The 23467-nt window shown below is 36.6% G+C and carries 31 protein-coding genes and 1 tRNA gene; 8 read left to right on the top strand and 24 right to left on the bottom strand.

Annotated features, from left to right (window positions below):
- Nucleotides 1-140 precede the first annotated feature (140 nt).
- Nucleotides 141-983 carry a VOC family protein gene (locus ACI3ES_RS08615; protein ID WP_114666884.1) on the top strand — a complete coding sequence of 281 codons (843 nt, stop codon included), beginning with the start codon at nucleotides 141-143 and terminating at the stop codon, nucleotides 981-983.
- A 176-nt stretch (nucleotides 984-1159) separates the two neighbouring features.
- Here ACI3ES_RS08615 and ACI3ES_RS08620 read toward each other — a convergent pair whose 3' ends face one another.
- The 14 genes from ACI3ES_RS08620 to ACI3ES_RS08685 form a co-directional block, all read right to left on the bottom strand.
- The gene (locus ACI3ES_RS08620) at nucleotides 1160-2281 is read right to left on the bottom strand and encodes a site-specific integrase (RefSeq protein ID WP_114666885.1); all 1122 of its coding nucleotides are present in this window, start codon (nucleotides 2279-2281) and stop codon (nucleotides 1160-1162) included.
- A gap of 120 nt (nucleotides 2282-2401) precedes the next feature.
- Nucleotides 2402-2608: a hypothetical protein gene (locus ACI3ES_RS08625; protein WP_114666886.1), complete on the bottom strand. Its 207-nt coding sequence runs from the start codon at nucleotides 2606-2608 to the stop codon at nucleotides 2402-2404.
- A complete protein-coding gene (locus tag ACI3ES_RS08630; RefSeq protein ID WP_114666887.1) occupies nucleotides 2605-3012 on the bottom strand; it encodes a hypothetical protein in 408 nt (135 codons plus the stop codon). Before ACI3ES_RS08630 ends, ACI3ES_RS08625 begins: the two co-directional genes overlap by 4 nt.
- A gap of 118 nt (nucleotides 3013-3130) precedes the next feature.
- Complete coding sequence (locus tag ACI3ES_RS08635) at nucleotides 3131-3499, bottom strand: hypothetical protein (protein ID WP_114666888.1); 369 nt, start codon at nucleotides 3497-3499, stop codon at nucleotides 3131-3133.
- A gap of 338 nt (nucleotides 3500-3837) precedes the next feature.
- Nucleotides 3838-4308: a hypothetical protein gene (locus tag ACI3ES_RS08640; RefSeq protein WP_242029665.1), complete on the bottom strand. Its 471-nt coding sequence runs from the start codon at nucleotides 4306-4308 to the stop codon at nucleotides 3838-3840.
- Between the two features lie 141 nt (nucleotides 4309-4449).
- Nucleotides 4450-5265: a hypothetical protein gene (locus ACI3ES_RS08645; protein WP_407631971.1), complete on the bottom strand. Its 816-nt coding sequence runs from the start codon at nucleotides 5263-5265 to the stop codon at nucleotides 4450-4452.
- Nucleotides 5252-6070, bottom strand: coding sequence for a bifunctional DNA primase/polymerase (locus tag ACI3ES_RS08650; RefSeq protein ID WP_114666889.1), 819 nt, complete (start codon nucleotides 6068-6070; stop codon nucleotides 5252-5254). The genes ACI3ES_RS08645 and ACI3ES_RS08650 overlap by 14 nt, the downstream gene beginning before the upstream one ends.
- A gap of 2 nt (nucleotides 6071-6072) precedes the next feature.
- Nucleotides 6073-6255 (bottom strand): hypothetical protein, encoded by a 183-nt coding sequence (locus ACI3ES_RS08655; RefSeq protein WP_114666890.1) that lies wholly within the window; start codon nucleotides 6253-6255, stop codon nucleotides 6073-6075.
- Nucleotides 6252-6488: a hypothetical protein gene (locus tag ACI3ES_RS08660; protein WP_114666891.1), complete on the bottom strand. Its 237-nt coding sequence runs from the start codon at nucleotides 6486-6488 to the stop codon at nucleotides 6252-6254. The genes ACI3ES_RS08655 and ACI3ES_RS08660 overlap by 4 nt, the downstream gene beginning before the upstream one ends.
- Before the next feature lie 2 nt (nucleotides 6489-6490).
- The gene (locus tag ACI3ES_RS08665; RefSeq protein ID WP_242029669.1) at nucleotides 6491-6910 is read right to left on the bottom strand and encodes a helix-turn-helix domain-containing protein; all 420 of its coding nucleotides are present in this window, start codon (nucleotides 6908-6910) and stop codon (nucleotides 6491-6493) included.
- A gap of 15 nt (nucleotides 6911-6925) precedes the next feature.
- Nucleotides 6926-7144, bottom strand: coding sequence for a hypothetical protein (locus ACI3ES_RS08670; protein WP_114666892.1), 219 nt, complete (start codon nucleotides 7142-7144; stop codon nucleotides 6926-6928).
- Nucleotides 7145-7154: 10 nt separating this feature from the next.
- On the bottom strand, nucleotides 7155-7316 hold the full coding sequence (locus ACI3ES_RS08675) for a serine/threonine protein kinase (RefSeq protein WP_114666893.1): 162 nt from the start codon (nucleotides 7314-7316) through the stop codon (nucleotides 7155-7157).
- Nucleotides 7317-7422: 106 nt separating this feature from the next.
- Nucleotides 7423-7686 (bottom strand): hypothetical protein, encoded by a 264-nt coding sequence (locus ACI3ES_RS08680; protein ID WP_114666894.1) that lies wholly within the window; start codon nucleotides 7684-7686, stop codon nucleotides 7423-7425.
- Nucleotides 7683-7949 (bottom strand): hypothetical protein, encoded by a 267-nt coding sequence (locus tag ACI3ES_RS08685; protein WP_114666895.1) that lies wholly within the window; start codon nucleotides 7947-7949, stop codon nucleotides 7683-7685. The genes ACI3ES_RS08680 and ACI3ES_RS08685 overlap by 4 nt, the downstream gene beginning before the upstream one ends.
- 255 nt (nucleotides 7950-8204) lie before the next feature.
- On the opposite strand from ACI3ES_RS08685, the gene ACI3ES_RS08690 reads away from it, so the two are divergent.
- The 7 genes from ACI3ES_RS08690 to ACI3ES_RS08720 all read left to right on the top strand — a co-directional run bounded on the left by ACI3ES_RS08690 (nucleotide 8205) and on the right by ACI3ES_RS08720 (nucleotide 13750).
- On the top strand, nucleotides 8205-8573 hold the full coding sequence (locus ACI3ES_RS08690) for a helix-turn-helix domain-containing protein (RefSeq protein WP_114666896.1): 369 nt from the start codon (nucleotides 8205-8207) through the stop codon (nucleotides 8571-8573).
- Between the two features lie 20 nt (nucleotides 8574-8593).
- Complete coding sequence (locus tag ACI3ES_RS08695; RefSeq protein WP_142511367.1) at nucleotides 8594-8902, top strand: ImmA/IrrE family metallo-endopeptidase; 309 nt, start codon at nucleotides 8594-8596, stop codon at nucleotides 8900-8902.
- A gap of 287 nt (nucleotides 8903-9189) precedes the next feature.
- Nucleotides 9190-10011: an HAD-IIB family hydrolase gene (locus ACI3ES_RS08700; RefSeq protein ID WP_114666898.1), complete on the top strand. Its 822-nt coding sequence runs from the start codon at nucleotides 9190-9192 to the stop codon at nucleotides 10009-10011.
- A gap of 233 nt (nucleotides 10012-10244) precedes the next feature.
- Nucleotides 10245-10535 (top strand): hypothetical protein, encoded by a 291-nt coding sequence (locus ACI3ES_RS08705; RefSeq protein ID WP_114666899.1) that lies wholly within the window; start codon nucleotides 10245-10247, stop codon nucleotides 10533-10535.
- Nucleotides 10535-10942 carry a hypothetical protein gene (locus ACI3ES_RS08710; protein WP_114666900.1) on the top strand — a complete coding sequence of 136 codons (408 nt, stop codon included), beginning with the start codon at nucleotides 10535-10537 and terminating at the stop codon, nucleotides 10940-10942. The genes ACI3ES_RS08705 and ACI3ES_RS08710 overlap by 1 nt, the downstream gene beginning before the upstream one ends.
- 1671 nt (nucleotides 10943-12613) lie before the next feature.
- Nucleotides 12614-13186, top strand: a complete 573-nt coding sequence (locus ACI3ES_RS08715) for a uracil-DNA glycosylase family protein (RefSeq protein WP_114666901.1) — start codon at nucleotides 12614-12616, stop codon at nucleotides 13184-13186.
- Between the two features lie 27 nt (nucleotides 13187-13213).
- Entirely contained in the window at nucleotides 13214-13750 is a 537-nt protein-coding gene (locus ACI3ES_RS08720; RefSeq protein ID WP_080519466.1) for a 5-formyltetrahydrofolate cyclo-ligase, read from the top strand.
- Nucleotides 13751-13825: 75 nt separating this feature from the next.
- Here the strand turns inward: ACI3ES_RS08720 and ACI3ES_RS08725 are convergent, their stop codons facing one another.
- The 10 genes from ACI3ES_RS08725 to yvcK form a co-directional block, all read right to left on the bottom strand.
- Nucleotides 13826-14455, bottom strand: coding sequence for a pyridoxamine 5'-phosphate oxidase family protein (locus ACI3ES_RS08725; protein ID WP_114666902.1), 630 nt, complete (start codon nucleotides 14453-14455; stop codon nucleotides 13826-13828).
- A gap of 143 nt (nucleotides 14456-14598) precedes the next feature.
- Nucleotides 14599-14916, bottom strand: coding sequence for a hypothetical protein (locus ACI3ES_RS08730; RefSeq protein WP_142511903.1), 318 nt, complete (start codon nucleotides 14914-14916; stop codon nucleotides 14599-14601).
- Nucleotides 14917-16887: 1971 nt separating this feature from the next.
- Nucleotides 16888-17187 carry a DUF3892 domain-containing protein gene (locus tag ACI3ES_RS08735; RefSeq protein WP_004910753.1) on the bottom strand — a complete coding sequence of 100 codons (300 nt, stop codon included), beginning with the start codon at nucleotides 17185-17187 and terminating at the stop codon, nucleotides 16888-16890.
- A gap of 38 nt (nucleotides 17188-17225) precedes the next feature.
- Nucleotides 17226-17606, bottom strand: a complete 381-nt coding sequence (locus ACI3ES_RS08740; protein ID WP_080519201.1) for a hypothetical protein — start codon at nucleotides 17604-17606, stop codon at nucleotides 17226-17228.
- A 395-nt stretch (nucleotides 17607-18001) separates the two neighbouring features.
- A tRNA-Ala gene (locus ACI3ES_RS08745) sits at nucleotides 18002-18072 on the bottom strand.
- A 44-nt stretch (nucleotides 18073-18116) separates the two neighbouring features.
- Entirely contained in the window at nucleotides 18117-19355 is a 1239-nt protein-coding gene (locus ACI3ES_RS08750; protein WP_080519200.1) for a PTS sugar transporter subunit IIC, read from the bottom strand.
- A 178-nt stretch (nucleotides 19356-19533) separates the two neighbouring features.
- Nucleotides 19534-20529: a D-2-hydroxyacid dehydrogenase gene (locus tag ACI3ES_RS08755; protein ID WP_114666904.1), complete on the bottom strand. Its 996-nt coding sequence runs from the start codon at nucleotides 20527-20529 to the stop codon at nucleotides 19534-19536.
- A gap of 317 nt (nucleotides 20530-20846) precedes the next feature.
- Nucleotides 20847-21449, bottom strand: coding sequence for an ATP-dependent Clp protease proteolytic subunit (locus ACI3ES_RS08760; protein WP_004911383.1), 603 nt, complete (start codon nucleotides 21447-21449; stop codon nucleotides 20847-20849).
- A gap of 86 nt (nucleotides 21450-21535) precedes the next feature.
- Nucleotides 21536-22480 (bottom strand): DNA-binding protein WhiA, encoded by a 945-nt coding sequence (whiA, locus tag ACI3ES_RS08765; RefSeq protein ID WP_114666905.1) that lies wholly within the window; start codon nucleotides 22478-22480, stop codon nucleotides 21536-21538.
- Nucleotides 22481-23449: a gluconeogenesis factor YvcK family protein gene (gene yvcK, locus ACI3ES_RS08770; protein WP_114666906.1), complete on the bottom strand. Its 969-nt coding sequence runs from the start codon at nucleotides 23447-23449 to the stop codon at nucleotides 22481-22483. It abuts the gene before it with no gap.
- Nucleotides 23450-23467: the final 18 nt, after the last annotated feature.

A 23467-nucleotide genomic window follows, 5' to 3' on the forward strand; every position in this document is an offset into this window, starting at 1 on the left:
ATAACAGTCATTTTATTTGCGTCAAGACCTGATTTAAATTTTTTATTTATTTGCAGAATAACAGCCAAACAACTAAGAAACTAGACAAAAGTCTTGAATTATATTATTATACTAATAAATAGTAAGTAAATGGAGATTTTATGCTTAACGTAGATTATAAAATTAGCCACATCAGTTTGATGGCAGATGATGAACAACGCATGCGTAGCTTTTATCGCGACATGCTAGGACTTGTCGAAAAGCAACAAAGTTCAAGTCAGTTTTCTTATGCTTTTACTCATCAAGATCAGCCTTTTTTAACATTATCATTTTCAGGTCAAAAAACCGCACAGCAACGACAAGGTTTGTATCATTTTGCGTTACTTTTCCCCAACAAAGCAAGCTTGGCAAGTTTGATAGAACGCTTAATTTTGGCCGAATATCCATTAGGATCAGGTGACCACGACGTCAGTGAGGCCTTTTACTTAAATGATCCTAACGGCAACGGCATTGAGCTCTATCACGATCGTCAACAAACATTGTGGCAATGGGACCAAGGATTAGTCAAAATGGGTACAAAAGCAGTAGATGTCTTAGCGCTATTGCAAGCTAAAGAAGCAGGTTGGTCGGGTTTTCCCGTTGGTATAATGATTGGTCATCTGCACTTCGTTGGTGATAATGTTCGTAAAGGTGATACTTTTTTTATTGACCAGTTACAAATGTCATTAACTGCTAAAATCGCGGGCAGCGCACACTTCTACTCTCATAACGCCTATCACCATCACCACGCCTATAATACGTGGTTTGGTTCTGACCTAACACAACGACGTCCTGATGAGAATGGTTTAGTCAACTGGACCGTCACAATTGACGAAAAACTATTTAAAATCCTGAATCAATCATTGCATGATCAAAATCTATCAACAAAACCGAATCAAATTTGGTTAGCAGATCCCTTTGGTAGCCGATTGGTAATTAATAAAGACTATTCACCAAGTGATTAAGATAACAACCTACTTCTGACGCGCTAATCGTTCATAATCAGATCGTTCACATCAAGGTTAACAATCAAAAAAGCTGTTTACCGACAATAACGGTAAAACAGCTTAATTGGAGTTAACGGGAGTTACTACACACCTGTCATATCAACACTCATGGCGGTTTTTACCATTTTGTTTCCCTAAATTCCCAACTTTGCTAAGATATTACCCGTGTCATCACTGGCACGCTTGGTTATATCACTATAAACATCTAACGTCATTGATACATCTGCATGTCCCAAATAAGTCTGTACCTGTTTAACCGTAGCTCCCTGGTCAAGCGCTAATGTCGCCCACGTATGCCTTAGCTTATGCATGGATAAACCAACCGCAACATGGTATTTATCACTGACATCATGCAACCACTTATTCGGTCTCATGACCTGTAATGTCCGTCCTTGATAACTAAAAACAAAGTCTTTCTTCCTATTATATGAGGTAGAATCATACCAACTAGCTAATATGGACAACATATTACTATCAATCTTTAATGTTCTCCTGCTTGTGACACTCTTTGGTTCTTTGATGTAGGTGCTACCATTTAAACCACGTCCTAACGCTTGAACAATCATTATATAGCCATTATCAAAATCAACATGTTGCCACTGCAAAGCCAATAATTCCTCGGTTCTCATCCCCGTGAAAGCGCCTAATCTAAGCAATGTATATGCCTGTTGGTTTATCTGGCTATATTGATTATCCAGAACATCTATAAACGCTTTGAACTCGTCCACATCCATGAATTGCTTGTGTTTATTGAGTTGCCTGCGCTCTCGTGGCATTTCAATTTTAGTAAATGGATCCACAGCTATCATATCCATTCTGACTGCGATGTTTAATAATCGCCTAAAATAGCCTGTTATCTTACGATAATGCAATATCTTGCCCTGCATTGTGTTAATATAAAGCTGTAAATCAAGTGGTTTAATATCTGATACCAACGTATTCCCCCATTTAGGGATGACATGCACGTCAAATACATTCATTGTTTTATTAAGTGTACTCTCTTCAACAGTATGCTGATAAGTTTCTAACCACATATCATACAACTCTTTGACAGTCATTATGTCGGGAGTTGTTTTTTTATTGTATCGACTTTCGCCATTCTCAAACAGTACACTCTCATTATTAAACCACTGTCTAGCGCTCTGCTTACTATCAAAGCCACGTTTTTTAACTCTAACTTTCTGACCACCATTGATTAGGTAGCCGTCTACCTCCCATGTTTTACCTTTGGATGTTTCTATTTTTTGTACTTTCATAATTTATCCTTACCAGCAAGTAAGCAGTGTTTGAAGATAAATAAAAAAGCATGTTCACACGCTTTCATTATTTCACACTGTTATGATGTTGTTTTCAGCTTAACACTTTCTTAAACATTGTTAATCATAATAATGTCTCACAGCTTCATCAATTTCATCACGATTGTATCTCGTGCCATGTTCTGTTGGATAACCTTTTACCTTGCCCGTCTTCACGTATCGCTTGATAAAAGTATTGTCGGCTACACTGATGTATTTGTGCGCTTCACTGCGTTTTAACCACATAGCCCACTGCTGGGGATGTGAACTATTATTACTTGCTGTCATATCTTTCCTTTCCAGATTTCTTGTATAAGCTGATTAACATACCTTTCTATGCCTATTTTATTAATATCTTTAACTGCCCATGCTAACTCTAATCTACTTTTATGAACGAGATACATTGTTATAGACTGGGCTACATAAACATCAAACCGCTTGTAGTATTTGTGAGCATTGACATTGGCTGTTCGTTTACTAGCCATGGGATGTGTTTCCTGATAAGCTCTGGTCTTATTACCATGCGTTGTGTAGCTGATTACAAATTGCATTGACTTACGAGTAATGAGTTTACGTTTAATCAGTTCACTTGTAACCAGTTCATGGATGTAAACATAAAACATACTACTTTCTCGCTCTGCATACGTTCTTTCTCGTGGCTTTAAACGAGCCATGTATTGGTAAATATCCATAACACTTCCTTACTAGTAAAATCCAACCTCTGTATTTTAATGTTCATAAGCTAAGCCCTTGCAACCACTGTATTTCAGCTACTCAAAATGTACGTTTAGTTATGTCCACTTTTGTCTATCAATCCCTAAAACTATGCCACCAAGCGTACAATCCGCCTTTCTTCAACTCAACATCAAACTGTGTCGCCTCATGATCTGATTGTTTAATCTCTCGTTGCTGACTTTGCCATAACTGTTGTATTTGCTCTGGTGTGGGTTCATGCTTAGTAAAATTATTTTTATCAAATTGTCGATAATCATAACCCAAAGCCTTTAACGTGTTATCTAACATATTAGTCAAATGCTTTAATGTGTCATACTGGTGGTCTTGGATCACTTTTAAATTTTCTTGCTCGATATTTTGCTTCACTAAATAATGAATACGCCTGTTCTGTTCAAAGATATAAACAATTAATGTTATAAATATAAAGCCAACTATATAATTCATTTCATCCCCTTTTCGGTCTCTTTCTGCTAATTTTGTGGGTTGTGTCAAAAAATAGGACTGTTTTGTGTCATGAATTTCATGCTTTAAACCCCTAAAATCCTTGATATAAAGATATTTTGTCTCTTTGTGCCAAATGTGTCATGTTTTTTCTATACTACAAACCTATATGTATATATTTATTTTTTTATAGAAAAGTAGTGACACTATTGACACATAGGCTGTAATCCTTGTGGCGCAACATATTTCACGTTTTAGGCATGACACTGAAAAGGCACATTTTGAGACAAAACGCACTCACACCATAGGTTTAACCCCTGTTTTTGTGGCACAAGTTACCTTTATTCATTAAAATACGGGTCTAAATCTAAACCATCCCAACTCCAAACGGGGTTGACCGTTTCCTCTGATGACTGGTGTTGTCTGGTTCTAATTGAAACATATCCTAATTGCTCCATTTTGTCATTAAACTGGTTGCGCTGTATTTTTGAATTAATAGCATTCTCGCTTAGCCATAACTGGAATAATTTCCAGGTCTGGTCTTTGGTAACACCACCGCTGTATAAATTATCGTCATCACGGCTCACATCCTTTAAAAAAGTAGTGACTAAATCTTGCCGTTCTAGCCATTCTCTTGTTGCCGTCTCAATCTCATCACTAGTTGAAAACTTGCCCCGTTGCTTGGCTTGTTGATAGGCTGTTAATACACTATACGCAAACGCCCCAACTTCCTTAACGGCTTGTTTCTCATCCCACAATAACGCTCGCTTGGCTTGTTCCTGTGGTCGCTCTCTGGCTCTTGGTGCTGTCACGGGTACAATCTTGATACGCTGTGATAACGCTACATTGACGGCTATGTTTGGTGTCTGGTTTGCTCCAAACAACAACAAAGCATAGAATTTTAAACTTAAGGCGTCCGCATTTTTGGCTTCAACGTCTATTCTGTCGCCACCTTATAAACTCCTTAATGTGTCAGGTACTTCAATACGGGTATCTGGTAGATCTAAATGAATATTACTCAACTTCTCAAATAGCCCAATAATACCAAATCTTGCACTCTTGCCGTTACTGCCTGCGATTGTGTCCATATCCTTTGCGACAATGTTTTTAGTTCCTAATAGCGGGAACACGATTGTATCAAAGAAATAACTTTTACCAGTCCCACCCATTTCATCCACAATGATTGCAATGGTATTAAAGGTCTTATATTCGGGGATGAAAGCATACCCTAGTAACTCTTTGATAAACTGCCATGAGTTACCAAATAAATAACCGCCCCATGCTTCAATATTAGGTGCTTGCCCGTCTTTGTTAATCTCAATATCATGACCGTTGACTAGATAATGTGATTGTAGATTAGGTGTGATATTACCTGTCTCAATCTCATAAGTCCCATTTTTAAAGGCGATAATATCGGTGCGTTGGTCTTCAAACGGGTTGTGTTCACTAATCGTTTGAATAAGCGTTGTTTTGCTCACATCTTGCATGCGTTTTACATTGTAAGCATGGTATCGTTTTAACTTTTCCAGTGCTTCACGTTCAATATAAGCCCTCGCTGATTTCTCGGTTAGGTTTTCCCGTGAGATACCATTGTATTTGTAGTATCTAATGCTCCCGTTGAAAGGGACACCAATGACGGGACTATCTTTGATAATTGCTTCACTCAATTTCAAAGTATCAATGCCTTTAACATCCCCGTTATCGTTTGTGTTTAACCAACCAGGGATAGTCTGCCTTGTTGGTAATGCCGTTGTATCAATCTCTGCCATAGTCACTCATCCTTGATCGCTTTTTCTCCTCACGTCTTCTAGCACTCATATATACGGTATTTAATTCATGATCTGGTAATGGTTCGTTACTCCGTTCATTGACTGTCTGCATAATGTCATATATATCTTGTGGTGTGACATCAATGGCAAACAGACAGCCTGCTAAACTCATAGCTTGATTATTTCGTTCCCCTGTCTTAAATCCATTAATTGTCATTTTCCACCTATCTGCAAGGCTATATTTTGCCTTGTAATGAATGTTAGGTCTATCAGTACCCAAACCATTTGCTAAGTCATATACCCACGTTGGTACGGGCTTAATTTTGTCAAAACTAGTGATTTGTCGATATTGCCCGCCTGTCATTGTTGATGGTACTGTCATCACTGCTGTATTGCTCAAAACGTCTACACCACTAATCGCATTGATCACATGCTTTGGTTTGTCTTGCCCACTGGGGATGAGATAGAAAGCATGTAGTCCGCCTGTGGGTGTTTGTTCTACGTAGGTATCTTGTAATGTATCAGGTGCAATATGATGTGTTTTAAACCACGATAAGATACTAGCCATCCCATTCTGCTCATGCTTATCAATATCAACAACAACTAGATTACTTTTGGATAGGTCTATCCCAATGTTGCCATTTTGATACTCTGGATGTTGGGTTATCCACTGCCTTAATTCATCCCCGTTAGCAAAGCTATTATTAAACCCACCCCCAACCGCATTATACTTTTGATTAGGTAACGCCATAAATACATAAGCGCCTGCCTGTTGATATTGTCTGACATGTTCCCACCTATTCATGGTCACACCCTGCCTTTGAGTGTCTGCAAACGTGTCTCAACCTCATCAAGGTTAGTCCCAACTCTAAGCAACATACTCATGAGTTTCTGTGGCTCTTTTTGATACCTCGCTAGGTCTACAAGGCTCTTTGCACTCATCACACTTTCTAAGGCATGATTAACCGCTACTCGTTGTGATTGTTTCATACTTCGTCCCACTCCTTACCTGTTAATTCGTGGTACTGGACTTCAATATTAACAATCTGCATATCAACCATTGTCACTATTTTGGTGTTGCTGTCCATCTCCTCATCTAGCTCATAACGCAAACGTTTCAAAAAGATAAGTTGAGTTTTAAGATAATCGGTAGCTGTATATTTTCTTGGCTTAGTTGCTGTGACTGCATTAGCATTAAACCCGTGAATACTTAATTCTGTCATGTTTATTCCCTCGTAAATCTTTCTTCATGGATCATCAAAGCGTCTAACGTTGCTTGTTGGCTTTGAATGCTTTTCTTGATTGTGTTGACCGTCTCCCAAAACTCTTGCGCTGTGATGATGAAATACACCCCATTCGGACGGCTTTTACTGCTACCCACTAGGTAGCCCGCATTACGTAACCTTGCAACAATTTCACTCGCTTGATGTTTGCCAATGTGCAATGTCCTAGATAGCTTTAACAGCGTAACTGCATTGTCCCTCCCGTCTGGTAAAGCGCTGAGAAATTGATGTTCAATATCTGTTAAATGTTCTTCTTTCATGTTAAAATGTGTATAGCAAAAGCCATGTATAGGGCGTTTGTAGCAAGGCTCATCCACAACTTTGGTCGGTAGGGGATGTGCTTTTTTTGTGCCCTTTTTCATGCTCTGCATTCCTTTCTAGTTTTCTATTTGAAACAAATCACGTTCAATCACTAACACGTCATAAATGATTATGCCATCATGTTTATAACCTGTTATCAGCCCTCGATTTTTCCAGCTCTTGACTGTACTTACGCTAACATCAAAATGCTTAGCAACATTCTTAGCTTGTTTCCAAACGTGTTGGTGTTTCACTGCTCGTGGCTCGTTCATAATGTCATCATTTGTTACTGCCATGTCATCCCCTTTACACGTTATCAATGACTAGGCGTGTCATTGCCTTGTCTAGATGTTCATAGGCTGTCATAATCTCTGCCCGTGCTTTGTCATGCCCTTTGATTGCTTCACTCTCTGCAATGCTAGGCAATGTCTCAAACAGCTTATTCAACGTTTTGATGTACAAATTCATGCCTTACGTCCTCCCTTGTGACTGTCGCCTACCACCATACCAGCGACAAAAGCGCCACCCACTAATACAATGATCGTGATTACTTGCCCTAACCAAATTGTGATACTCATTGTTCTTGTCCCTTTCTTAGTTGCTCTACTACCTGTTGACGTTGCTCATCCGTGAGAGTTTTACGCTTTCTTGTCATGAATGAGCCACTATAATCATCACTTATCCAACCTGCTAACCTATCTTGCGTTTTTTCCTCAATTTCTCCCATAGCAGGCGTGTATTTTCTGATGTGTGGTGGGTAAGTGGTATCAATATGCCACTTACCTACTTCAACGTCATAAATCACGATTGTTTCTTGTTCTGAACGTGGTATTTTCATTCTGCTGTTTCCTCATCTCCAGATTGTTCTTGGTTCTTGAATGATCCTTGCGCGTTCTCGTTGTCTTCCAAACGGTCGTAATACTTGAGTTGCATGTCCTCTAAATCTTTCAACATGTTAATGACTGTTGGTGTTGTGATATGGTCGCCTGCTTTCAAACTATCAACCAATGAAAGAGCTAACGTTTCTTGGATGTCTTCCAATGCGCTGTTAGTTTCCTTGATTACTTCTTGCTCTGTGAATAATGCATTTGCTACTGTCATGATAATTTCTCCTATCTCGTTGCTTTTATAGTGGTTCACTCTTGCACTTAAATGTCTCTATTTAGCTTTAATTGACCTGTATTGTCTGGTATGATATGTGTATATACTAATCAGCTACAAAATAATTGTTTATTTAATAAACATTAGATAAATAAACTATAAACAATGATTAGTTAATAAACAATACAGTTTATACTTTCTTAACTTAGTTTTATTTTTTACTAAGCTCTTAATAAATTCTTAAAGGTAATTATTATGTCTATAACTGCTAACCGTATAAAAGAATTACGCAAACAAAAAAAGCTCACTCAAAGTGAACTTGCTGAAAAAATTAATGCCTCTCGTATGGCGATTGCTAACTACGAGACTGACCGTAATAATCCCTCTTATGCCATGCTCTCACTGATTGCTGACGCCTTAGATACCACAGTAGAGTATCTACAAGGCAAAACAGATAACGCGCTTAAAACGCCTGTTGCGGATGATAACGGGGATGAAAATGAGCCTTTAACACCTAATCAACGCCATATCGCTTACAGCATTGATCCAGATGTATCAGATGAGGAACGTGAGGACATCATAAAAATGGTGCAACTTGCTATGAAACACAGACGTCGTATCTAATCATGTGAGGTTATCACTATATGACAGACCTTGAACATGTATTAGATTTACTACCTAACTACGCTTTTTACTTTATTGACGTATCATCCACGAACTTTCATGGTTGTATCGACTATGACAGCAAAGCCATATATCTCAATGAGAATGACAACGATTATGTACAGCTTATGACAGCGCTACACGAGTATGGCCATGCGGATGACATCCCCGCTGATTATTCAAACAAAAAGCGATATAAGACACTACTTGCTGAAAAGCAAGCCAACATGACAGCCACTCGATTGATGAGTGAACTGTTTACTAATAAACAAACAACCTTTTACAGATAGTAGCAAGATAAACCATTTACTATAAATGTCTAAAAAGAAAGTGTAAATGCCATGTTAACAGCAATAATAAACTTATTTCAATCAATAATCGGTGCATTCGCAAGCGGTAAAACTGTTGAACAATATAACAAGGACAAGCAACATGATAAAACGAAAAAATAACCCGTTATTTTAACAAGGGAGCCTGCTCTGTACATCGGTTCCCTGTTCAAACAATGGGCGGGGATGACACTGTGCTAATAGCATTTTATTGAACATTTTTTCTAAATAGCGGAGAGAATATTAACATGACTAAATTAATCGTTACTGATATGGATGGAACTTTTTTAAACGACCACCACAGTTTTGATACCAAAATGTTTGAAGTAATACTAGAACTGTGTCAAAAGAAAAACGTACAGTTTGCCGTTGCTAGTGGGTCACAGTACATGCGTTTGGTTAAGCAGTTTGAAAAATATCAAACACATATAAACTTTATATGTCAAAACGGGGCTTCAGTATATATAGGAAATCGCTTACTGTACTCCGAAAAATTAACACATGAGGAACTGAAATCATTAGACAACGTCTTATCAGATCAGACGGTCACTACGCACCTAAAACAAAAACTTTACCTCGGCCAAGAAGGGGCTTACTTCCTAAGCCATAATGGTGAAGCACTTGTAGAGGCAAATAAGTATTTCCCACTTCTACATGTCATAGGCAAAATAAATGATATTGAGGAACTTTACAATGACAATGTTCTTGGTATGGCCGTCATTGGAAACGGCTCTATTACTAATAAAACATTATCTCGAATGATTCAGAATATCATCCCGAACAGCTTTTCTTGTCTCGGTTCAGGCTTTGATTTTTATTTAATACAACATGACAATATTGATAAAGTCGTGGGTGTAAAAAATCTCCAAGAGTATTTCAATGTCAGTCCTGAGGACACCATTGTATTCGGTAATAACTATAATGATTTAAAAATGTTAGAGTCAACCTCTCACTCCTTTATTATGTCTAATTCCCCAGATGATATGAAGAGTATGTTTAATATTCTCGACTTTTCTAATAATCAAAACGGTGTTCAGAAGAAAATATTGTCGTATTTAGAAAATCTGTAGTTATCGTTCATTTAAAAAATAAAAGCACTCACAGAGTGCGTACATACGTGCCAAGCGTTCACGTTAAAAAGTCAATACGACAAGAATGCAATGTTAAATTTATAAATGAAGGTGAGAATGATAAAGAGAATATGAAAAGAAATCACTTGTAGCATGTATACATACTAGACAAAGAAGTCTTTAAAATAAAGCACATGTCTTTTTTATATTAGACACTAAAAGGGATCATGATTATGAACAAAAATATACAAACTGGCATTGTTAGCCTAGTAACCTTTATATGCTCGCATTTTTTAAAAATGAGTACCACTAACGCTATTACACTTTCCGCTATCATAGGATTCACATTTTATGTACTGTTTGAAGTTGTTAGTTGGCGATTAACATTAGACCAGCGACTGGATAAAATCGAACAAGACTTAAATGAAGTAAAAGAACGTAATAACTCTCAATTAGAAATAATGTCGAAGGCTATTAAAGACAAAAATATTAGCTCAAAGCAATCAATAGAGGTGATGAAATAATGGTATTTAAAGAACGAATAGCTACTTTTTTCCCAGCTGTAGACAAGGAACCTGCTTTACGCGTTGAATTATCAAAGAAGCAGAAGACTTTTGCAATTCCTATATATGTGTCTCTATTCAAAATTCACTTTGAAAAAAAATATACATTCACTGTGGCTCTTCGTCGTCAAGACGGAAAATTCATAACTTCTCGCGATTTTGATGTAATAGTTCCAAAATCTGATCGAGGAGGATATATCATGAAAGATAACACTATTAATATAACGGGAAATTTTATAATGGATGGTATCACCATTCCCGACATTGAGGACGGTGAGACTTATCAATTACTTGGCACACTTCAAGCTGAAAATGTTTTTAGTCCAGATACTAGTTTACTGTCGTACTTCGAAGTTAGTATAAAATAAAATCATTTTAATTCGTTAATTTTTTTATCTAAAATTTTTGTTATGTCCCTTTTCACATTATCGAGCATTATCCCTAAAACAAATACAAGTGCAACAAACCACACCGCAATCATCATAAATATCACATCAGTATTCACAAATTAGCCCACCCTTTATCATTTTAAAATATTATATCACTATCGTACTTTAGGCAAGTATCTTAACACCCCCTCATTTCAAAAAGTCAATAGTATTTTTAAATATTTTGTCACTCGTGAAAAAAATAAAAGGTTGCAACGCAAAATGTAACCTTTTTTGTAACTATGTAACTCGCTGTAATAACGTTTGCGTCGCACTATAAAGCCATTTATAACAATGGTTAAACGTGTACGAATGTAGGTATTTGTTGGTATTTCCATGCTAGTAAATGCTAGGATTTTTGCAACCTTGCATGTTGACATTTGATAACATTTTTGTGACCTTACTTACTAACATTTACTAACATCTTTAAGACTTTTAATGCTTGCTTTTGCTTACATTTTTAACACTAAATCATTTTATGTCATCCCCATATTTGAACAAACGTATAAATCAAAAAAGCGCGAACTTGTATTATCTAGTCCGTGCCTTTTTTATGTATTCTATTAAGCTGTGAGAGACGGTTTAAGTGTTTAATGTCTGTCTGGTATAAATACACTAATCAACATGTCAAACGCAAATTTACACGCTATCTAGCTTGTTTTAAAACAAATACACCAGCTATATCTTGCTCACTGATACGTGGATGAGATTATATCCGTTATCAATCAAATTTATAACGAACTCATCTGGTGGTCGTTTCAAATGACTTCGGACTTTTCCGCTATCGTTTCAAACGATAACAAATATCCGCTATAACTCTCTGTGATAGTTGACGTTATCCTTTCAAGGGACAACAACATGTCTGTGACCCATTTTAACACTCTGAAACAAAGTGACATAACAAATTATACGGGGATGATAAGCAATAAATAATTTTAGTTTACATTTGTAGCCTATTATAATTTACACCCCCGCCCCACTTTGCTGTCTGGGAGAGCGCACACATAGGGCTCGTCTTGTGTCGAAACAACAATTTTCGATTATTTTTTATAGGGGGGTCTTGACAAGGTTAATCTAGCAACGTTGTAGGGTCCTTAACTCAAAAATAGGCTTAAAAGTGGTAGCTAAAGTAACCCTAACTACAAAAAAATAGGGTGGGTTTAGGGGATACTTTTTACGGTAATTTGGATGTAAAGCGTGCTAATCCCTTGTGGCAGTAGTAATAAACTATGCCCGTTTTAGAAATTAGTAAGCTGTAAACGTTCGTATAACAACATTCCTCTGTTTTGCACTGAAATTTATAAAAGCCTTTATATCAACGTTTGTGGGACACCCCCTATAAAAAAAATTTTCAAAATTAAACATTTTTATAAGAAAACGGTATGTGTGAGATCTACAATCTGGTAACAAGGGCGGGGGTATAATACAACATCTAATATTTAATTGAATAATCCGAGTTAAACTGAAAATTGGTTTGGACACAAGTCATGTATTAATCTTTCCAGTTCAAAAAATAGACTAATTCCTGTTCTGAACTACAATAATTTTTCAATCACATTACCACAGGTTTATAATTGAATTGAAACATTAGAAAACCAGGGGAGAAAAAACATGAGTATTTTTGATGAAATCGAACAGGATCCTGCCAACAAACAGTTCACTCAACTTGGATTAAAGCCAATTTATAATGCACCCACAAATGCTAGAATTGTCATAATCGGTCAAGCACCAAGTTTACGAGTTCAAAATACCGGAATTATGTGGAATGACGCCTCAGGTGATCGTTTACGTGAATGGCTGGGCGTTGATAAGGATATATTCTATAATTCGGGGATGATTGGTGTTATACCAATGGATTTTTATTACCCCGGCAAGTCTAAATCTGGTGATTTACCACCTCGAAAAGGCATTGCAGATAAGTGGCATCCGCGCTTATTGAACAAAATGGCTGACGTGAAGTTAATTATTCTAGTTGGTTCTTATTCTCAAAAATATTATCTAAATCTTAGAAGTTCAGACAAAATAACTGATGTTATTAAAAATTACAAGAACTATCTTCCTAATTATTTTCCTATTGTTCATCCCTCTCCCAGAAATAATATATGGCTTAAGAAAAATAAATGGTTTGAAAAAGAAGTTGTCCCAAACTTAAAAAAGGTCGTTGCTAAGATACTGTCAGAATAACTTTTGGATTGTACGAGGTATTAATTTATGTTGTCAGAAAAACAAGAAATCAGAACATATATTTTGGAGAACTTAAACTCTTATAAACCAGATGATAAGCTCAAACACGAAACTAGACTATACACACAACTATTTAATTGTCAGTTATGGCAAGATGCTTCGACTGTGGCAGTGACAATGAGCATGGAAAATGAACTTAACACTCAACCAATAATAGATATGGCTATCAATGTTGGTAAAAAAGTGTTCATCCCCAGAGTCTCAAAAAAAGATTTACTTTGGTTCGATTATAGTAAAAATAGATTAAGCAAATCTAATTTTGGTATTTTAGAACCTAATCAGGAAGAAAATCTTGCACACAGCTTAAACGAGATTGATCTAATGATTGTTCCAGGGGTAGCTTTTACACCAGATAATTATCGAGTGGGATATGGCGCCGGATTTTTCGACCGTGTATTATCTGAATATAGTAAAGACACAATTTCGTTAGTGTTACCACCACAATTAATTGACAATTTTTCGCGTAACCAGTGGGATATGCCAGTAAAAAATATGCTAACTTAATCAACAAATACACAAAAATGCTTTCTCTCGATATATTAAGAGAAAGCATTTTTTAATTTTAATAAATCGATTAAACTAAGCAAAATCAACTACAACAGGGCTAGACTGAAATGACTCAACCAAAGCAGAATTAATTTTCAGCTTAATAATAACATTATTACTAAAATCATCAGATAGTTTTTTAATTTCTGGATGCTGAATGACTTCATCATTCATCGCTTTGTTCTCGATATTTTCAGCAACAACGGAGTTCGAACTCATCCTATATCCGGTCTGTTTATCAAACCAAGTAGCTATGGATACCTTGTTGTTGAATCTAATATTTTTGACGCGTGTGCTGTCTTTTTTTGTAACACAGTAGAAAACATTTTCCTCAGAATTAGATTGCTTAAACGTTATGATACTCGAATTAGCAATGTTGTCCGATGAAATAGTTGAGAGAATAATAATATTATCCAAGACGTTTAAGGAATTCTGAAATATATTATTGCTTTTACCTATTCCTGAATCGTGACTAAACTTCTTTCGCTGTTTCAGCAGCGTTAGTATTGTTAACGGAATTACTAAAATGACGTAACCAACTAAAGATAACACAAGGGACTGCGCTAAATAGCCTTTAATATTAAAGTAAACTACAAAAATCATGGAGAAAAAAATCGTTATTAGAAATATAATAAATAGCTGTATAAAACGTTTTGCGTACATGAATAAGAACTCCCATTTAGTATGTTTCAATTATATACCTTTAAATAGCCTACTAGCTACTTGTCACTCGATAAATACATGCTCACTATAACACTCTGTGATAGCGAGCGTTCTGATTCAAAAGCATAGCAAACAAAAAAGTACTATGCTTGTAATGCTTCATGTCTCAACCTAATAAATTCATCCCCGTGTTGTGTCATCACATTCAATAACGTTTTAAAGTCGTTACGCCATGTTCTTAAACTTAAGTGACTCTTACCTGCTTCACTCACAACTTCTTCCCAGGTTATAAACTTATCACTGTAATATCGTTTGATTACTTCGCTGTGTTCTGGCTTGATGACTGACAAACAAAATTTAATGTCTGCCATGTCTTGCTTGTATCGTGGCTCAACCTCTGCCATTAGCTTCAATCTTCCTGAAAAATAATCTCTCAACATTTTATCTGTTCTATCTGCCATGATCACACCTCGTTTTTCATTTTGTCACTATCAAAAGTTATTTTTGGGGACTTTTCAAATAATTAATTTTGGCACCTGTACAGAAGACGAGAACTATACTACGTTTTCCTTTTATCGTACCCATAGCCCCCCCTGCAAAGCCATATAAGCTACTTTAAAACACTATCAGTATAAATACACTCAACATCATATCATGCGTATAAACGCTCTTGTGGTCGTTCAATCTGGTTCACTATCTGATTAAGTTCTTTATTCAATGCCATAATGTAACCAGTAGGTGCAACAACATTGTAAAACTCTATAAATGGCTTATTCTCTTTGTACTTGCTGACACACATATCTTTAAGCTCCGGTTTTAGTTGTTTACAGAACTCATTCACCAGTCGTTTAATTTCTTGCACAAATACAGTATTCTCGTGCCTATACTTATTTGAACGTTATCAGTCTATCATCCCCGAAAAACAACGTTGGATTATCGCTCTATTAGTACATGTATTTGTCACAGTTACCTCTCCAATTAGTTAGTATTCTTTGAATATTATACTGCATATATACATTATATTTCGTATAAATTCTCATGGGTCTTTTTCTACTGATATGCTGAAAAATAATTTTTATTAATTATATATCGATTACGACATTTATGGATGTGCCCAGCCTTTCCTAATTTTAATATTCTGTCTTGAACATCTACAAAGATAAAATGTTTTTATGCTTTTTTATTGAAAAAATAGAACCATTGTTAGAAATAAAATATCTGACCATTTGAAAATAAGCGGCAAAGAAAAATCACAAAAATTTTCTACTAACTTAGCTACTTTGAAACAAACAAAAAAAGCCTAACAGGCTTCTTGATAAAAACTTATATACATCCTAAAACTAAAATCATTAATTAAATAAACAAGTATAATACTTAAGTTATTAACGGTCTCTCTGTACCAATCAACAAATATCACATATGCAACTAAAATTACTAACTAATTAAACAAGTATACTGCTAGACTATTGAGCAAAATCTCCGTTTCGTTCAATAAAACTAGTATAGCACACATTGTAAACAATAGCTATTTTATATGTATAATGGACTGCAGCTTGATACAGTCAAGTTTATCAGGGTTAAATCGAAACCACTGTTACTAAATCTAAAAGCGATATAAAAAGCTAATAGCGCTAAAAATTATTTTGAAATTAGAAGCATCTAAAAAAATAACTAACCGAGCAGAATACATATGAAATGGTCTTGGGCGACAGCAAACATTGCACTGCCCTATCATAATACATCATATATCCACTTGCTATTGTACTTATATAATAAAAACACACCTATCTAATGGGTGTGCTCTACATCAAAGAACGTGCAAGACGCTTTCCGCTTACGTCCTACGCTCTGTATACTACGTTACAATAACAGAAATAGCAAATAAAAAGATCCGATGAATAGAAATGTCTTACAAAAAATTATCTTATCATTATTTGGAGATCAAACTTCTATTCATCGGATCTTCGACACCACCGGTGTCTTCACTAAGCATACGTGTTTTCAATAAATATAGCAATAAAAAAGCCCCAGCGGGGACATTAGAGCTATAAAGAGGTGTAAAAAGGGATTTTGTATTTCAACAATGTGTGCGATTTAATATTATCTCGCTAGGGAAAAACACTTTAAGTGTTTGACCCAGCATAGACTATATCCAACACTAAAGCAAATAAAAAGCCCCAAAGGGCAATGATTTTGTTTATAAAGGATTAACTGCTGTAATAAGCACACAACTCACAGAAAGAATTAGAAAAACCCATTTGGGGTAAAACACATCTCGTGTTTGAACTAAGCATAACCTAGTTACGCTATTAAAGCAAATCAAATATCTAGCCATGTGGAACGACGTGCATTTTAACAAAATAATTCAGCCTTTTTGATATCACTTCTCTACAAATTTAAATTTTAGTGTCTATTCAGAACCTTATTCATTATCAGTATTCTGGCAGTCTACCTAAATTATCAGACTTTTTCACACTGCTTTCCGTTTTGATATAACTATCATCATCAATGATAATTTCTTTGCCACGATACCATTTAGTAGAACCAAATTTTTGATGAATTGTCTCAAATATAACTCCGGCCATCATTTTCTCAATCATGGCATCCCTTTTAATTTTGGTAGTTGTCTTTATTGAGAACTTTTGACCATCAATAGTGCGAAAAACTTCAACCTCATCAAACTGGTCATGATTATCAGTATAATGAACCTTGTAAATATAATATTTAGTCATTTTTTCTACTACTCCTTTGACTTGTTTAACTAGCTCAATCACTTCACTAGTTTAATTAAAGGTACCTTAATCATATCGTACGTTATTTTTTTTCTAAACGTACCAGCCTCTTGAGATGCATTTTTATTATTAACGCCTTTCATAGCTCTAATTTCATTTACGACTGGATAAGTAATAAAATTTAATGAGTCTGCCAAATAACATAGCATTGGTGCGCAGCGAATATGATTATATACATCTTTAAAGTCGCTATCCTCATCTTTGGTTTTTAACCATTCTAACCAGTGTATTTGTTGATCTTCATAAATAATATAGTTATTGCCAATGTGAAAATTTTGCTTATCACTAAAGTACGGTAACTTGTTTGTTGAGTTTTCAAAATTATTAATTACTCTGTAAGCTTCTCCAACTGTAACCATAAAGTACAATCTCCTGTTTTAGGCAAGTATACACTTATTAAGACATCAAGTGTGAGCGACTAAAATGCGCCACTCTGACCTTGATTACTTATATGCTTTATTATTAGAATATACTACCCATAATTTAGATACAGGTATTTATAAAAAGGCCAATGCATGGATATAAAAATCGGCTTATACTCATTGGGATAAATATAATTTGTACATTGTTGGCAATTATTTGCACCAAAAAACGGCTCAAACGCCGTTACACTGCCTACTTGCGTATTTAAAATGTTTCCCTAAAAGTTTCCCATTTTGTGTGAAATGCTATGAAATACAGTGCAACGTTTTTCATAAGAAAAAGCGCTACATCAAGGTTTTTGAAACCTTATGCAACGCCATGAAATGTTAATTGGAGCTAACGGGAATCGAACCCGTGTTTGCTGATTGCGAACCAGCCGTACTCCCTCTATACTATAACCCCAAAATACAATGGCTTTGTTAAGCCATTGTATTTTTTATTATAAATTACAAGTCTTGTTGGAAATCCATTGGTGTATATAATTTCAATAACTTACTGAAAACAAATTGTGCAATGAATCCTGCAATGACTGGAATGACTAACCATGCAATAATCGCCACAAATGGATTGATGAAGTTATTCATCACTGATGATGGCACTGCAGCATCTTTAACCATTGACTGAATTGGAGAAACCAAACCAATGTAACCAAATCCAGCGGTTGTTGGTGTTCCTTGAATATTAAATAGCGCTACCGGGATACCTGAAATTGCGGCCGTCAATAAGAATGGCAACATTGTTACAGGCTTAGCAAATACAGAAGGCATCATACCTTTCATAGCACCCAAAGCAATCGCAACCGTTACACCGGGCTTATTCACCTTCCAAGAATTAATTAGCAAGACGATAGTCGTTGCTACAACACCCATCGCTGCGGCACCTGAACCAATACCAGACAAACTAATTGCCAAGGCAATACCAACAGTTGACACAGGTGTGATAATGATAATTGCAAACGCCATAGCAATCAACATTGCCATTGGGATTGGCGCTAACTTTGTAAATGTTTCCACCAAGTTACCAATCCAAGTCGTAATATCACCAACATAAGGTGCAATAGATTTACCAATTAATCCAACACCACCGCCGACAATAATTGGGCTCAAAATAATTGCAACTGAACCAAATCCTTTCAAATAGCGGGCTACTAACCATGTCACAAAGACAGCAATCGCAGACACAATCATAGCATTGATAACATCACCAGCACCACTGGCAATGTAAATGTTTGCTGGCGCAACTGATTTCAAACCAGTTACTGGGTTAACAAACCCTGCTGGCGCAACTGCCCATTTGATTGAACCAGATGCAACCGCTGTTGCAATAGCCACAACACCAACATCCAAGCTCTTCATCTTAAATTGTAAAGCAACAGCCATACCAATTAAAAATGGAATCAACGATGTAAATAAAGTTAGAATAGCACTCAAGTTAGCACCAAAAGCAGTTGTGCCTAAACCTGAATATTGAATAATGTATTTCATCACAGCCGATGGCAAAACACCAATCAAAATTCCCTGAGCTGATCCTGATAATACTTTAAAGAAAAAATCCTTTAAATGTAAATTAGTTTGACCACTAAAGGCCACGGGCGCATTTTCTTTTGCTTTGCGTGCATAAGCCTCATTCCGAACTTCCTGCGACGCTTTTGATGACCATTTCTGGCCGTCTGCTTTGATAGTCATATCAAATTTCCTCTTTCCAACGCTTGTGATGTCTCCCACTATCTCAACAACACAGCACATAAATATATTACACTAACAATTATATCACTTGATTATTATTTCACAAGTACCCCGCATAAAAATTCCCAGATGTCTAGTCTGGGAATTTAACAGTTTTATGTTTGTAAAATACGTTCAATTAATATTTAACTGCAATGGCTGGTGTTTCACCTTTTGCAAATGCAACCGCGGCATCAAATGATTGGTGAACCATTTCTAAGACAGCCTTTGTTGTATAGAAAGCTGTATGTGGTGTAACCAAAACATTTTCGCGTGCAATCAAATCAGCAATCTTTGGATCTGGGAATTCCTTGTCTGACCAATCTTCATTGAACAAACCAACTTCGTTTTCGTAAACATCCATACCAAAATCAGAAATTTTACCAGAATTCAAACCATCAATCACGGCATCAATGTCCATCAAATTACCACGAGCAGCGTTCATGATAACAACACCGTCTTTCATCTTTGAAATCGCATCAGCGTTAATCAAATGATGATTTTCAGGAACACCTGGCACGTAAAGTGAAATGGCGTCTGCTTGCGCATACAATTCATCAAGTGTGTCAACATACAAACCTTCAGCTTGCAATTCAGCATTTGGGAACTTGTCGTAGGCAATCACTTTTGCGCCAAATCCCTTTAAAATGTTAATGGCAACACGGCCAATATGACCTGTACCAATAACACCAACAGTTTGCATACGCATTTCGCGACCAATTGTTGGTGCCCAACGCAAATCATGCTTAGCAATCTTTGCATCCAAAGCTTTTGTACGACGTAGCAAACGTGACAATTGAATCATTGAATGTTCAGCAATTGCATTTGGTGAATAAACTGGGACATTTGAAATATTAAAACTGAATTCACGCGCAGCATCAAAATCAATGTTATCTGTTCCAACATTACGCAAAGACAAGTTAGTAACACCAACATTAGCTAAAGCAGTCAATGTTTCACGAGTATAATCCAATTGTTGATAAACAACAGCTGAATCAGCCCCTTCAGCTAATTTAGCTGTTTCAGGTGTCAACAAATCTTGTGTATAGTCAACTTCAACCTCTGGGTTGGCAGCTTTCCATTCTTCAAGTGATGGCTTTTCATCATCACGAATACCGTAAGCAAAAATCTTCATGAGTTCCTCCAAAATTTTATTACACTTACATTGTACCCTATTTCACTAATGAAAGCACGACATTTAATTATCGCGCATCTATTTTTTCTCATAATTTGTTCTCAAAATGCTTAAACTAAAAACACAATTTATTCACAATTAAGCTGTAATATTATAGATATTCCAGAGCAACACGCGCTGGAAACTCTCCTAAATAACGTCATCGCTAGATGACTCTCCTTCGAATTTTTTAGATGCCCGCAACATCTAAATTCATGAAAGCAGCCGTGATGAAGCTGCTTTTTTTCTGCATTAAAAAAACAACCTCTTGGTTGTTTTTATTTTGAGATAGGCTTATCACCAGACTTTGTTAAAATACCGTCAATAAAGCCGTATTCCAATGTCTCTTCGGCACTCATCCAGTTATCACGTTCAGTATCGTGCGCGATTTGATCCAAATCCTTACCAGAAGCATCAGCCAAAATTTTGTTCAATTTTGCACGTGTTTTGGTCAATTGCTCAGCAATAATCGCCATGTCGGTCTGTTGCGTACCGCCGGCAGCACCACCCATTGGTTGATGAATTAAGTACTCAGCATTAGGCAGCATATAACGATGACCCTTTTCACCTGAAGCAGCAATTATAGTCCCCATCGAAGCTGCGAGTCCCATCACAATAGTTGTCACAGGTGCTTTAATAAAGTTCATCGTGTCAGTGATTGATAATCCAGCTGTTACAGAACCGCCGGGTGAATTAATATACATCGAAATTTCTTTATTTGGATCTTGAGCCTCCAAAAACAGCAACTGAGCAACAATAGATGTCGCCATACTGTCTTCGACCTCTCCTTGCACCAAAATAATACGATCTTTTAATAAACGTGATGGCAAATCATAGTTTTCACGTCCATTTGCAGTTTGTTCAATAACTCCGGGCCACATAAATTTTACCTCGTATCTTAGCTTGGTTAATTCAAATAATTAACTTATTATTATTTTAGCACATTAACGACGCGAGTGCTAAAAATTTACAATTTCGTTAAATCATAGGTTTCACCAGCTTCAATCATTTCTGCCAATTGCTTTAATTTTCGCATACGATGATTAACGCCTGATTTACTAATTTCTAATATATCACCAAGTTCAGCTAGTGATTCATCAGGATGATCTAGTCTTGCTTGTGCCACTTCGCGCAGTTTTTGTGGCAGAAAGTCCAAACCACCAATTTGCTTTGCGATCATCTGAATCTGCGATACTTGTTTATTAGCGGCAATCGCCGTTTTTTGCATGTTAGCCGTTTCAGCATTAACCAACCGATTCACCGAATTTCGCATATCGCGCATCATTCTAATGTCTTCAAAGCGTAACATTGATTGTGTCGCACCAATGGTTTGTAAAAAATCAACAATTTTTTCAGCACGTTTCAAATAGACAATAAAGCCATTACCGCGATCAGTCATTTTGGCTGGCAAATCAAACCCGGACATCATCACCAAAAGTTGCTCGCCTAGTTCTTCATGCGTTGTATAGATTTCTAAATGATAATTTGCTTTTTCGGGCGAATTTACAGAACCTGTCGCTAAAAAAGCGCCGCGTAGAAATGACCTTTTTTTATCGACTTGATTTAAAATTCGTGACGGAATTTCCGGATGAAGCCCAAAGGGGTCAACACCGAGATCATTTAGTACATCATCAATCTGGCTTTTCAGCAACACACCGTATGACTTGTGCCGAGAAAGATGATTATGGTCACTGACTGTTACTTCGACCTCAACATTGGCATAACTTTGTTTTAAAAGTGTATAAATACGTCTAGCAATTGCAGCATTTTCCGTCTGGACACGAATACTTTGATCTAGTCCAAGTGTACTGACACCATTCATACGCATAAGTGCCGATAACTCCGCTTTAGCGTTACCACCATGAACAATCAAACCAGTCAGTTCTTTTTTTACTTCAGCAGCGTAAGACATCTATCGTTTTCCTAAAATTTCAATCAATTTATCAGCAATTTTTTGACCATCATGAAAAGCACCGGCATCACGCAATTGCAAAAAATCGCCGGCAATTTGCTGTGCCCCTTGAACTTTGACCGCTGGTTCATCAAGTTTAACTTGTTTCGAAATCTCATTCCATTTTTGAAAATCAACGAAATCGTCTGGTACCTTTTTACTGTTTGAAACAACATAGTTAACGACGGGAGCACCAATATGTGCGTTAAGGGCTAGCAAATGTTGTGCATCTGTATACGCATCTGTTTCGCCTTTTTGCGTCATGATGTTAGCAATATAGACTTGTTTGGCTGATGTTTGCTGGAGAGCCTGTCTCACTTCTGGCACCACAACGTTTGGTAAAATCGAAGTAAACAAGCTACCCGGTCCATATACTACCATATCCGCGTTCATGATTGCTGTCACAACTTCTGGTGCTGCTTTAGGTTCCTCACCCGGTTCATCGCCGGTAACCCAGACATGATCAATCGTCTGATGCGCATGCGTAATTTCAGACTCACCAGCTAAAGTGGATCCATTTTTAAATTCTGAATGTAAAACCAGTGGCTCATTTGAAACTGGATAGACATGTCCACGCACACGTAAAAACGCTGCTAAACGTTGCACCGCATCAAAAATATTACCCTGCATTTCCGTCATTGCAGCAATAATTAAATTACCCACAGCATGTTCTGCGAAAAATTCATCTTCTGCGTGAAAACGGTACTGTAATAGCTTCAAAATTTCTGGGTCCACATCGGCCATAGCCACCAAAATATTACGAATATCGCCAGGTGGGACAATATTAATGTAATCTCTTAGCAGCCCACTTGAACCACCATCATCAGCGACAGTCACAATGGCCGATAAATCAACCGCTTCTCTGACCAATGGCTTGATGATAACTGGCAAGCCAGAACCACCGCCAATAATCACGATTTTAGGTTTCATATTTTCCACCTTTCCAAA

This window comes from Leuconostoc falkenbergense (genome assembly GCF_045801155.1).
GTDB classification, from domain to species: Bacteria; Bacillota; Bacilli; order Lactobacillales; family Lactobacillaceae; genus Leuconostoc; species Leuconostoc falkenbergense.